The 13541-nt window shown below is 34.2% G+C and carries 10 protein-coding genes; 8 read left to right on the top strand and 2 right to left on the bottom strand.

Annotated elements, in window-relative coordinates:
- The first annotated feature begins 193 nt into the window (after positions 1-193).
- From MHB70_RS15640 to MHB70_RS15625, 4 genes are all read left to right on the top strand, one after another.
- The gene (locus tag MHB70_RS15640) at positions 194-1171 is read left to right on the top strand and encodes an agmatine deiminase family protein (protein ID WP_000435610.1); all 978 of its coding nucleotides are present in this window, start codon (positions 194-196) and stop codon (positions 1169-1171) included.
- Between the two features lie 102 nt (positions 1172-1273).
- Positions 1274-2095 (top strand): MerR family transcriptional regulator, encoded by an 822-nt coding sequence (locus MHB70_RS15635; RefSeq protein WP_061530513.1) that lies wholly within the window; start codon positions 1274-1276, stop codon positions 2093-2095.
- 183 nt (positions 2096-2278) lie between these two features.
- A complete protein-coding gene (locus MHB70_RS15630; RefSeq protein WP_061530512.1) occupies positions 2279-4021 on the top strand; it encodes an amidohydrolase in 1743 nt (580 codons plus the stop codon).
- A gap of 107 nt (positions 4022-4128) precedes the next feature.
- A complete protein-coding gene (locus MHB70_RS15625) occupies positions 4129-5175 on the top strand; it encodes an agmatine deiminase family protein (RefSeq protein ID WP_001244196.1) in 1047 nt (348 codons plus the stop codon).
- A gap of 50 nt (positions 5176-5225) precedes the next feature.
- Here the strand turns inward: MHB70_RS15625 and pepF are convergent, their stop codons facing one another.
- Positions 5226-7013, bottom strand: a complete 1788-nt coding sequence (gene pepF, locus MHB70_RS15620) for an oligoendopeptidase F (protein ID WP_000137587.1) — start codon at positions 7011-7013, stop codon at positions 5226-5228.
- A gap of 98 nt (positions 7014-7111) precedes the next feature.
- Positions 7112-7903, bottom strand: a complete 792-nt coding sequence (locus MHB70_RS15615) for an arylamine N-acetyltransferase family protein (RefSeq protein ID WP_000129201.1) — start codon at positions 7901-7903, stop codon at positions 7112-7114.
- Between the two features lie 217 nt (positions 7904-8120).
- Here MHB70_RS15615 and amyS point away from each other — a divergent pair, with 217 nt between their 5' ends.
- From amyS to MHB70_RS15595, 4 genes are all read left to right on the top strand, one after another.
- Positions 8121-9662 (top strand): alpha-amylase, encoded by a 1542-nt coding sequence (gene amyS, locus MHB70_RS15610; RefSeq protein WP_000919644.1) that lies wholly within the window; start codon positions 8121-8123, stop codon positions 9660-9662.
- Positions 9663-10193: 531 nt separating this feature from the next.
- Positions 10194-12095 (top strand): endonuclease MutS2, encoded by a 1902-nt coding sequence (locus MHB70_RS15605; protein ID WP_061530511.1) that lies wholly within the window; start codon positions 10194-10196, stop codon positions 12093-12095.
- Positions 12096-12101: 6 nt separating this feature from the next.
- Entirely contained in the window at positions 12102-12626 is a 525-nt protein-coding gene (locus MHB70_RS15600) for a GNAT family N-acetyltransferase (RefSeq protein WP_061530510.1), read from the top strand.
- A gap of 160 nt (positions 12627-12786) precedes the next feature.
- On the top strand, positions 12787-13497 hold the full coding sequence (locus MHB70_RS15595) for a histidine phosphatase family protein (protein WP_001042060.1): 711 nt from the start codon (positions 12787-12789) through the stop codon (positions 13495-13497).
- Positions 13498-13541: the final 44 nt, after the last annotated feature.

Genomic DNA, 13541 nt, shown 5'->3' with positions numbered 1-13541 from the left:
TTGTCAAGAGTTACTTTACGGCTTAACGACAGCTATATATTTTTTATATAAATATATAATATTTCTCCGTGCTATAATCCATTCATGAAATGTGCACGTTTCAAAAATTGTAATGAAAAGAGAAATGGATTGGGGAATAGTTGGCTGATTGAAATCAGTTATGTAATCATTATTAAAAAGCGAGGTAAATAAAATGGAACAAAAACATAGTGGCATTATTTTTACTGCAATACCAGACGAATCGAATGAATATTATCAACCATTGTATGAAGACATTATTTACTTTAATGAATACTTAAATGAAAAAAAATCATTTACCGATCAACTTATATCTTTATCTGTTGAAGAGCAAGACTTTCATACAAACTTCTTTGAGTATGATGATATTTGGCTAAGAGATGTTGCGCCAGTTATAACGAATCATCTTGTTAAATTTAAATATTACCCAAACTATTTACCAGAGGATCAAGGGCGATATTTAGATCAACAATTTAATAAATGGTTGAAGAAAAATGAATTTGAGTATGTGAAATCACCATTAATATTGGATGGTGGCAATCTCATTTGGAATAAAAAAGATACTGTTATATTAACAGAACGCATATTTGATGACAACGATGATTGGACGGAAGAGGAAATAATTGAGCAATTAGAGTGGGATTTAGATGTAAGCCGGGTTATTATTATTCCTGCTGAAGAAGGAGATGTACTTGCGCACGCGGACGGAATGGTTAAATTTATTGATGAACACACAATGTTTATTAGTGATTTTCTAGGTGATAATGAATTTAGATATCATGTGCAAGAGATTATTCAAGAGCAAATGCCAGAAGCTGAATTTATCGTTGTTCCTTCGTCATATACAGAGAAAGGGCAATATGATCAAGAAATTGCATCGGCAAAAGGTTTATATATAAATATGTTAGAAACATGTGACGCCCTTTATGTTCCTAAGTTTGGATTAGCAAAAGACGGGGAAGTTTTACGATATATTCAACAGCATACGGAAAAACAAGTCATTCAAATTCATGTAGGAGAAATATCGACTATGGGAGGTGCAATGAATTGTTTAACGTGGTATTGTCCGAGTCATTTATTGCCTTCAAAAATGAAAAGATTGAGCAGTCAGGGTGAAAGTTCTTCAATTAGAAAAATTTTTGATTGGTTTTAATAAGGTGAAACTTTAATTAGAGGAGGCCATCCCCTCTAATTATTAGCCCATACCAATCGGGATGAATAAGTTTATAAGAAAATGTATCCAAGGGGTATTTATATGTATACAATTACTGAATTTTCACGAATTTGTAAAATGAGTACACGGATGCTAAGGCATTATGACAAAGAAGAGATATTAAAACCAGCATATGTGAATCCGGTAAATGGATATAGATATTATGAACAAGGGCAGCTGGAAGTAGCGTTAAAAATTAAAAAGCTGAGGGAGTACAAGTTTCCTTTACCAAAAATTAAAATCATTCTCCAGTCAGCAGATCAAGATTCGTTTGTTGAACATATGCAATCTCAAATTATGGAGTTATCTCATGAAGTGAAACAAAATTTACAGGTTATTTCAGAAATGAATGAAATAGTAAATATGAATAAAGGTCTAAATATTGCTCGTCATAGAAGTTACGATATATTAATTGGAATGAGAAATGAAATAACAGTAATTGCTCAAAAGTTACAAATAGATATAGACGATATGGATGATTATTTTTATGACTTATATGAACAAGTACAAAAAAATAGCTTTCAAATAGTCGGTTCTCCATCTACAGTTTTTTATGATGAAGAGTATATTCCAAATCGCAGCTATATAGAATTAAGAATTCCGATTATGGATGAAGATAATAAAGGTGTATTACAAGAGTGCGACATAAAAAGGTTAAAGCAGCATCAAATTGTTACCACTTTGCATTATGGCAGCTATGACTATATAGGTTATGCTTATATGGCGTTAGAAGAGTGGGTTGAAAGGAATGGCTATATACTAGAGAGTCATCCATATGAAGTCTATATAAAGGGAACAGAATGTGATTGTTTAACAGAAGAGTATGTGACACAAATTTGTTTTTTAGTTACGAAAATAGAATGAGAATAAGGATTGACATTAACATTATGTCAATCCTTATTCTATATACGAAAGCAATTTATCCCGCTATTTTTTGGGAGTCAGGCTGTCCGTAAAAGCCTGATGGATGTGGGCAAATAATTAGTGAGGGATGGAGTCCACCACTGATTAAAGTTTCATTTTATCATAATAAAAAGGAGAAAGAATATGAAAAGAAAAATCATGATTATTTGTTTGATTCTAAGTATGGTATGGATTTCAGCGTGTACGCCTGAAGTAGGAGAAGGTGAGAATGGTAGCTCTGCTCTACCTAGTCAGTTGCCCAAAAATGTAGTGTTTAAAAATGGTACAATTTACACTTCTAATGAAAAGCAAGAAATGGCAGAAGCTATAGAGATTAAAGATGGGAAAATTACTTTTGTCGGTTCAAATAAGGATGTAGAAAAATTGATTAATAAAGATACGAAAGTGATAAATCTACAAGGACGTCAACTTCTTCCTGGTTTTGTGGATAATCATAATCATATTTTTGAAGCGAAATCACCAGCAGCAGGGAATTGTAGTGTCTCACCAGAAGCTGCGTTGCAAGAACAACGCTCGTATTTAAATGCTTGTAAAAAAGATGTGAAAGATGGGGAATGGATAAGTGGAACAGGATTTAGTTTGGAAGAGCTGTTAAAAAATATGGATGAAAAGTCAGAACAACAAACGCCATTACAAGTTCTTGATGAGCTATTTCCTAATAACCCAGTAATAATTATGGAAAGAACCTCTCATTCTGTATGGGTTAACTCGAAAGCATTGGAGTTGGCTGGGATAAATAAAGATACGAAAGATCCACAAGGTGGAAGAATTATTCGGGATCCAGAAACAGGAGAACCGTTTGGTATTCTTTATGATACAGCTGGAGATATCGTAATGGAAAAAGTATGGAATGCCCAACCGAATTTGTTCGAAAAAAATTATGAAGGTTTGCTGGACGGCTTAGATGAAGTTGCGAAGAATGGTATTACTACAGTGGGGGATGGACGTCTCTATTGGAAACGAGGCTGGTTAGATGTTTGGAATAAAGTAAATGATGAGAAAAAGTTAACGTCACGGGTAGTACTTCGTCCGTGGGTGTATCCGAACTTAAATGAAGCAGAACAAATCGAGTATTTCCAAAAGATTAAGCGAGATGGTTTGTCGTCACGCATGCTTATTAATCAAGTGAAGATGTATAGTGATGGAATTAGTATTAACAGTACAGCGAAAACGCTTGAAAAATATAAATTTGAGTGGTTTAAAGGAACCCCGTATGGTTTGAACTATATTCCAGAAGAAAAAATGAAATGGTGGTTAACTGAACTTAATAAACTTGGTTACGGTGCACTTATTCACACAATTGGAGATAGTGGAGTAAGAGAGAGTTTAAATGCAATTGAAGCAGCGAAAAAAGAAGGGGCAAAACAGCCGTATACGCTTACGCACGTGGAAATGGTAGAAGATAGTGATATGAATCGTTTTGCTCATTTAGGAGTTAGCGCTGATTTTCAAGTCGGTCATGATTTTGCGGAAGATCCTAAACAAAGCTGGGCAAGTACGTATTTTACAGACCAGCAAATGAAACGAATTATGCCGTTAGGACAAATTTGGAAAACAGGTGCAAATGTATCACTTAGTAGTGATTGGGATGTAAATGAATTGAATCCACTTGTGACGATTTCGAACGCATTAAGTATTGATGAGAAAGGCTTGTCTAATGTACAGGCTGCTATTGATGCTTATACAATTAAGCCAGCTAAGGCACTAGGACTTGATAAGATTACTGGCTCAATTGAAGTAGGAAAATCGGCTGATATCGTAATACTAAATGAGGATATTACTAAAATGAGTGTCGATAAGATTCCGAGTGTGAAAGTATTAATGACAGTTTTACAAGGAGAAGTAGTGTATCACAAGGGAGAATAAAGAGTAACGTTATGAAGTAGTTACAAGCAAATGAATATATTGTTGTTGACCTTAACACGATGTCAAAGTATGGACTGGACTTACATTTAGAGAAGGGGTGAACATGTATGAGAAATATAGAAAATAGTTTGTTTTATATGCCTGCAGAATGGGAGAAACATGAGGGGACATGGCTCCAATGGCCTCATGATAAAACGCATAGAGGTGAAGGTTACAGAGCTAAGTTAGATGATATTTGGGTAACGATGGCGAAGGAGCTTCATTACGGAGAGAATGTGCATATTGTTGTATATGATGAAGAAGAAAAAACACATGTCCAATCGAAGCTAATTGAAGAGAACGTAAATATGGATAAAATTGATTTTTTAGTTCAAGAAACTGATGATATATGGATAAGAGATAATGGACCGATATTTGTAAAAGATAAGGAAGAAAATCTCTGCTTAACGCACTGGATTTTTAATGGTTGGGGGGATAAATATCCGTATGAAAATGATGCTGTTATTCCGGACGAAATAAGTGAAATGTATAGTATCCCAAAAGTTGCAGCAAGTGTTTGTCTAGAAGGTGGAGGAATAGAGATAAACGGAAACGGGACCTTAATGGCGGCAAAAACTTCTATTATAAATGAAAATCGAAATCCTACACTAAGTCAGGAAGAGATTGAAATGGAGTTAACGAAGTATTTAGGGGTAACGAATTTTATATGGATAACTGGTATTCGTGGTGAAGATAATTATGATGAAGATACGGATTATCATATTGATGGGGCAGCACGTTTTGTAAATGAAAATACGATTCTTTATGAATATGATCCTTTCGGGGAAGGAGAGGCGTACCTTTTGGATGCGCAAGAAAAGCATTATCAAGAATTGCGACAAGCGAGAAATATAGATGGAAGTCCATTTCAACTCCTCCCAGTACCAGTAACAAGAAAAGTGGTAAAAGAGGCAGACTGTAAAGGTTCGTATTTGAATTTCTATATTGGAAATGAAGTTGTATTGGTTCCTATATACGGTGATGAACATGATAAGTTAGGACTGCAAATCATTGAAGGGCAGTTTCCAGGAAGAAGAATCGTTGGTATTCATGTAAATGCACTGTATGCGTATGGTGGTATGATTCATTGTGTGACGCAGCAACATGTAGAATAAAGTGATTCGAATGAAAAAAGCATGCAGAGTATATACTCTGCATGCTTTTTTTATAATGCTGAAAACTCTTCAACAAGTTGAGTAAAGCGATTTAATGCACTTTCAATCGGTTCTGGCGTAGTTAAATCAACACCAGCTTTTTTCAGTAGGTTTAATGGATAGTCAGAACTTCCGCCTTTAAGGAATTCGATATAGTTTTTTTGTGCATTTGGATCACCGCTTAATAATTTATCGGCAATTTGAATGGCAGAGGCGAATCCAGTTGCGTATTTGTACACGTAAAATGGACGATAGAAATGAGGGATTCTAGACCATCCATATTTTACTTCTTCATCAAATACAAGTGAATCACCGTTATATTCTCTAAATAGCTTTTCATAAATTTCGCTAAAGACTTGGGCGTTTAATGGTTTACCTTGTTCGGCCATTTCATGTGTGATTTTTTCAAATTCTGCAAACATGATTTGTGTAAAGAAAGTACCTTTAAAGCTATCGATAAAGTAGTTAATTAAATGATTACGTACGTTCGTTTCTTTCGCTTCTTTTAATAAGTAGTGAATTAATAACACTTCATTTACTGTAGAGGCGACTTCTGCAACAAAAATGGAATAGTGTGCAGAAATTCTTGGTTGGTATCCGTGTGAATAATGCGTATGCATACCGTGACCACACTCATGAGTAAGTGTGAAAAGGCTATTTAGATCATCGTGATGATTTAAAAGAATGAATGGGTGAACGCCATATACCCCAAAGTTATAAGCACCCGAACGTTTTCCAGGTGTTTCTCTCACATCTATATATCGTTTATCTTTAAAACCTTTTAATGTTTCAATATACTTTTCTCCTAAAGGAGCAAGTGATGCAATCATAGTATCAAACGCTTCGTCATATGGAATGTCTTGTTTTACACCTTGTACTAAATCGACGCTTAAGTCGTATTGTCTTAGTTCGTCTACATTTAATTTTTCTTTACGAATTTCATTGTATGTATGTAATGTTTGAATGTTTTTTTTCGTTGTATCAATTAGGTTTTCATATACCTCTTTCGGAACCATATCGCCAAATAATGATTTCTCTAAAGCTGATGGATATTTTCTTAGCTTTGAAACAGTAACATTATTTTTAATAGCAGAAGATAATGTAGAAGCGATTGAGTTCTTTAACTGAACATACGGTTTGTAATATGCCTTATAAGCTTCTTTACGTTTCTCACGATTCTCATCTTCTATTAACTTCGAATACATTCCACGTGTTAAGTTCACTTTCTTTCCATCATCATTCGTCACTTCACCAAATGATATATCTGCATTATTTAGCATACCAAATGTATGTTGCGGAGAGGAAAGTGCTTCACCCATTTGGGATAAAATTTCTTCTTGATCCGTATTCAATACGTGTTTTTTATAACGGTATAATTCAAATAAGTCTTCTTTATAGTATAGTAACCCTTCCGTTTCTTCTATGTAAGAGTGTAAAGTGTTTTCTTCTACGCTAAGTAAGAATGGGGAGAAGAATGATTTCGCTGCGCTTACCTTTACATGTAATTGTGATACTTTATCGACAAGGGATTGGGCGTCAGTATCGCGTGTATCAAGATCAGATTGTAATCGCGCATAAGCGAACATTAAAGATAATATGCTAGATATTTCTTCACTCTTTGTTAAATAAGCTAATAAACGATTGCCATCGTGAATATCTCCATTAAATTCTTTTAGTTCAATTGTTAACATTTCTATTTTTTTATAATCATTTTCCCAATCATCAATCGTATCGTAAATATCTGTTAACTTCCATTTTTCATTATCGGGTACTTGTAATCGATCTTTAAGTTCTGTCATAATCATTTCCTTTCTAAACGTGTAGTCATATTCCTATATAACTATGAAATACAACAAATTGCAAAAAATCCCTGCTGTAAATAGCAAGGCTTAAACAGTTATAGTGTAATTCCGAACTTCGAATGTAAAAGGTTTGTATATTGCTCGTCTGTAACTTCTTCTTTAGATTTTGTACCGTCCTTTGTTATTGTAAGACGATCTTTTGTTAAAGAAACGTGTCCGTCATGTGTAAGTTTTACAATAAGAGGTACTTTGTTAAATGGTGAGCCCTCATGTTCAACGATGATTTTTTGTGCTGTATTCGCTTTCGTTTCATCCACTTCTTCTATATAAAATGCATAGCCTAATGTCCAATCATCAGCAGAAGATTGATCTAGAAACTCATTGTTTTTACGCATTTCTAAAATGTAATTTCCTTTTTCAGTTGTTTCTTTGCGAATACGATAATCTCCTGTTACTGAGTGAACGACTTCACCTGAGAAAGGAACAGGTGCAAGAGGTAAGTATGATCCGAACCCCACTTCAATTAAATAAAGTTCATGATGATGTTTTAAAACAGTTGCGATATGTCCGGAATCGACAGCCCATATAGAGTTCGCAGCATTGTAAACTGTTCCTGAAACTAAATAAACATCCAATCCAAAGTCTTTAAGAAAGTAATACATAGTAGGATTTAGTTCATAACAAAGACCGCCACGGTTGTTTACTAAAATTTTTTCTTTTAAATTCTCTTTTGATATTTCTTTAAAGTTATTTTCGAGAACATTTAAATTTTCAAATGGAACAGTTTGCGCCATTCCATACATAAGTTGAGATAAATCTTCAAATGATATGGTTTCTTTTTCTTCTATATGTAAACGTGCGAAAAATTGTTTTTGAAAGTCTGTCATAGAAATCCCTCCGTCATACTTTTATAGATAAATTGTATACAATTTTGAATACGATGTGAATTTTAAACTATGTGGGGGTACTTGTGGAATAGTTAAATTCATATTTTGAAAAATAATGTGAGAGATTAAAAGATTGTTACTTTACTAACTGTAGAACGAATATTATAATAATTTTAATGAGTTATGCAAACGTTTTCTTAAAGGGGATGGTGTAAATATGTTGAAAAGGATTACGGTAGTCTGTTTATTATTTATTTTGCTTTTTCCTAATATATATGGGAGGAATAAGGCGGAAGCAGCAACGATAAATAATGGAACATTAATGCAGTATTTTGAGTGGTACGCTCCGAATGATGGGAATCATTGGAATCGTTTGCGTTATGATGCTGAAAGTTTAGCTCATAAGGGAATCACATCTGTATGGATACCACCTGCATATAAAGGGACTTCGCAAAATGATGTAGGGTATGGGGCCTATGATTTATACGATTTAGGGGAGTTCAATCAAAAAGGAACGGTGCGGACGAAATATGGGACAAAGGCACAGTTGAAATCTGCAATTGACGCTTTACATAAGCAAAACATCGACGTATACGGTGATGTAGTTATGAATCATAAAGGTGGGGCTGATTATACTGAAACCGTAACAGCTGTTGAGGTAGACCGTAACAATCGAAATATTGAAGTATCAGGTGATTATGAAATTAGTGCGTGGACGGGTTTTAACTTTCCAGGGCGCAGAGATGCTTATTCTAATTTCAAATGGAAATGGTATCATTTTGACGGAACGGATTGGGATGAAGGAAGGAAATTAAACCGAATTTATAAATTTAGGGGTATAGGTAAAGCGTGGGACTGGGAAGTGTCTAGCGAAAATGGAAATTATGATTATTTGATGTATGCAGATCTTGATTTTGATCATCCAGATGTTGCGAATGAAATGAAAAGTTGGGGAACGTGGTATGCGAATGAATTAAATTTAGATGGATTTCGTTTAGATGCTGTTAAACATATTGATCATGAATATTTACGCGATTGGGTAAATCATGTCAGACAGCAAACGGGGAAAGAAATGTTTACAGTGGCTGAATATTGGCAAAATGATATCCAGACTTTAAACAATTATTTGGCGAAAGTCAATTATAATCAATCTGTATTTGATGCACCGCTTCATTACAATTTTCATTATGCTTCAACAGGAAATGGGAATTATGATATGAGAAATATTTTAAATGGAACAGTAATGAAAAATCATCCTGCACTCGCAGTTACTCTCGTTGAGAATCATGATTCTCAACCTGGGCAATCATTGGAATCTGTAGTAAGTCCGTGGTTTAAGCCGCTGGCATATGCATTTATTTTAACTCGTGCAGAGGGCTATCCTTCAGTTTTTTATGGTGATTACTATGGGACAAGCGGAAATAGTAGTTATGAAATTCCAGCGTTAAAAGATAAAATTGATCCAATTTTGACGGCACGAAAAAACTTTGCATATGGTACGCAGCGTGATTATTTAGACCATCCAGATGTGATTGGCTGGACAAGAGAAGGAGATAGTGTACATGCTAAGTCTGGTTTAGCGGCATTAATCTCCGATGGACCAGGAGGATCAAAGTGGATGGATGTTGGAAAGAATAACGCTGGGGAAGTATGGTACGATATTACGGGTAATCAAACAAATACTGTAACAATTAATAAAGATGGATCGGGGCAATTCCATGTAAGTGGAGGCTCTGTTTCTATATATGTTCAACAGTAAATTGGTGATGAAAAAGAAGAGGTAGACTGAAATATAAGTTTCCTCTTCTTTTTACATTCTGTATAGTTATAAAAGTATGACACCTTTACTTCTTGCAAAACATATAGTATGATGATTTCAATAAATTAGATTTCAATGACCATAAAATATAAATTAATGAGAGGTGCTTTTTGTGAGTGCGGTAGGTATTAAATAGGAAAAATTTAATGAAATAAATCGGATAAGACCAGGGGATTTTTATGTATATCATACCCCTAATTTTGTCATGCGTTTATTTCGAAACCTATGAAGATACCTACAATACTTTATAAAGCGTGTAATGAGAGGATTGCCATTCGTTTTTTATGGTTTATTTCCTCATATGTTATTACACATGCCTTGTAAATGTAAAAGCTGCGGTATCCCCCGCAGCTTTTTTGTATACGTTTTAAATGTATAAAAATGGTAATTGAATAATGTAAAACTCATTGGGATCTAATGAGTAGGTATCTTCATTTATGATAAACATCAATCATAGTGAGGAGAAACAAAATGAATACGATGACTTTTGAAAAGTTACAATATAACGAATTAAAGGAAATAGTGAAATCTTATTGTGTAAGTGGATTAGGTAAGGAATTATTAAATAAATTAGAGCCGAGTACAAGTATAAAAGTAGTGAGAAATCGTTTAAATGAAACGACAGAAGCAAGGACTATATTAGATGCAGAAGGACATGTGCCTTTTTTCGGAATTTCAAATATCGCGAGTACAATTCAAAAATTAGAAAAAGGGATGATTTTAGATCCAGAGGAATTAGTAAGTGTTTCAGACTTTTTACGTGGATGTAGAAAGATTAAAAAGTTTATGTTAGATAAAGGATTTTTTGCACCAGTATTAGCTTCCTATGCAAATTCAATGACTGAATATAAAAGCATTGAAGAGGAAATTAACTTTTCAATTAAAGGAAATAGTATTGATGCAGCTGCAAGTAAAGAGTTAAAACGAATTCGAAATAATATCGATTCTGTAGATGGAAAAATAAAAGAGCGTTTAACGAAGTTTTTAAATAGTAGTGCAAATAAGAAATTTATTCAGGAATTCTTTATTAGTAAAAAGGATGACCGTTATACGATTCCAATTAAATCTTCCTATAAAAATCAAGTTGCTGGGAGTATTGTTGAAGCTTCTGCAAAAGGTTCTACTGTATTTATAGAACCACATACGGTTACAAAGCTAAATGTGGAACTAGCAAGTTTGAAAGCAGAAGAAGCAATGGAAGAGTATCAAATATTAGCGACACTATCAGGAATGGTAGTAGAAAATATTTATAGTATAAAAATTAATATGGAACTGATAAGTCAATATGACATGGTATTTGCGAAAGCGAAGTTTAGTAAATCAATCGATGGAATAGAACCGAAGCTAAACGATCACGGAAACATTCATTTAATGAATTGTAAGCATCCGCTTTTAACGGGGCAAGTTGTACCGTTAAACTTTGAAATTGGTCAAGAGTACCGTAGTTTAATTATTACAGGACCAAATGCAGGCGGCAAAACAATTGTGTTAAAAACAATCGGACTATTAACATTAGCGACAATGTCAGGCTTTCATATTGCGGGAGATAAAGAAACGGAAATTGCTATTTTCGAAAATGTATTTGTAGACATTGGTGATAATCAAAGTATCGAAAATGCACTAAGCACTTTTTCATCTCATATGAAAAATCTGTCTGAAATTATGAGGATGTCAAATAATAATACGTTACTACTATTTGACGAAATAGGGAGCGGTACAGAACCGAATGAAGGTGCGGCGCTTGCGATATCTATTTTAGAAGAATTTTACCTTGCGGGATGTATTACAATTGCGAGTACGCATTACGGTGAAATTAAACGCTTTTCAGAAATGCATGGTGATTTTATGAACGCAGCAATGCAATTTAATAGTGAAACACTAGAGCCACTTTATAAATTAGTTATCGGTAAATCAGGTGAAAGTAATGCGCTTTGGATTGCGAATAAAATGAACGTAAAAGAACATGTACTGCAAAGAGCGAAAGAGTATATGGGAAATAAAGAATACGCTATAGAAAAAGTGAATGAAAGTAAAATTAGAAAACCGAAATTTGTGCAAGCGAAAAGAGAATCTCATTATGAGTACAAAGTCGGCGACCGTGTGAATTTATTGGATTATGATGATTTTGGTATCCTTTATAAGGAAAAAGATAATTTCTATAACGTCGTTGTATATTATAACGGTGAATTCGTTGAAGTGAATGTAAAACGCATTACTTTAGAGGTAGCAGCGAAAGAATTATATCCAGAAGGGTACGATTTAAGTACACTATTTGTTGATTATAAAGAAAGAAAAATGCAACATGATATAGAGCGTGGATCGAAAAAAGCACTTCGTAAAATCCAAAAAGAAATAAGAAAGAATAGAGGATAATATAGAATGGTAACGATTAGACAAGAACAAAAAAATGATTATAGAAAGACAGAAGAAGTTGTAAAAGAGGCATTTTTAAATGAAGAATTTAGTGATAAAAAAGAGCATGAACTTGTAAAACGTATTAGAGAATGTGACGCATTTATTCCGGAGTTATCCATCGTTGCAGTAGATAAGGAAATAGTCGGTCACATTATGTTATCGAAAATTACAATAGAACAAGGTGGGACTACTGTAGATTCATTAGCACTTGCACCAGTGTCAATAGCACCAAGCCATCAGAAGAAAGGAATTGGTGGAAAACTTATCACGGCTACTTTAGAAAAAGCGAAAGAATTAGGATACGGGTCAGTTGTAGTATTAGGGCATCCAGAGTACTATCCGAAATTCGGTTTTGAACGCGCAAGTCAGTGGAATATAAAAGCGCCATTTGAAGTGCCAGATGAAGTGTTTATGGTGATGGAGCTAAGAGAGAACACTCTTCAAGGTGTAGAAGGAATTGTACAATATTCGAGTGCTTTTGCTGAGTAGAAGTATTGGCTAAGAAATGTAATCATAAAAGATGCTATCTTTTTGTAGAGATATACAGAAAGATAGCTTTTTTTATTCAGCAGATCTACTGACGTATATTTTGCTCAATGAATAATTGAGGTGGTAAAATTGATATAGAAACGTAAAGGGAGAGAATAGAATGAATAAGCGAGAAACAAATAGCAATGAGAATGTAGTTACGTTATATGTTACAAGACATGGTAAAACAATATTAAATACGAACCATCGCGCGCAAGGTTGGGCAGACTCTCCGTTAGTAGAAAAAGGTGTGGAAGTTGCCTCAAATTTAGGAACAGGATTAAAAGATGTTCATTTTACGAATGTGTATAGTAGCGATAGCGGCCGAGCGATTGAAACTGCTAATTTAGTATTAAAATATAGTGAGCAATCAAAATTGAAACTTGAGAAAAGAAAAAATTTGCGAGAATTAAATTTTGGTATTTTTGAAGGTGAAAAACTTGAAAATATGTGGGATGCGGTTGGAAAAGCTGCGGGTGTTGCAGCACCAGAAGAACTTATGAAGCTTTCTATTCAAGAAGTAATTAATCTTATTAGAGCAGCAGACCCTACGAAACAAGCGGAAGATTGGGAATTATTTTCTACTCGTATAAAAACAGAGATTGATAAAATTAGTGAAGAAGCTGCTGCAAATGGAGACGGTACCGTTTTAGTTGTCGTTCATGGGCTTTTGATTACTGCCTTAATAGAAATGATAGATAGTAGTAAAACAAAACTTGGAGTGGAAAATGCTAGTGTGACGAAGATTGTATATCAAGGTGGAACATACACAGTCGAGTCGGTTGGAGATATGAGGTATGTTGCAAAAGGGAAAGAAAGTGTGGAAATATAATTAAATCTCAAATAGAGATAAGAAAAGGAGGCTAGAAAATCTAG

The organism is Bacillus sp. FSL M7-1020 (assembly GCF_038050415.1).
Classification (GTDB): Bacteria; Bacillota; Bacilli; order Bacillales; family Bacillaceae_G; genus Bacillus_A; species Bacillus_A toyonensis.
Note: the sequence above shows the minus strand (reverse complement) of the source record. Positions and strands in the feature narration are given on the sequence as shown.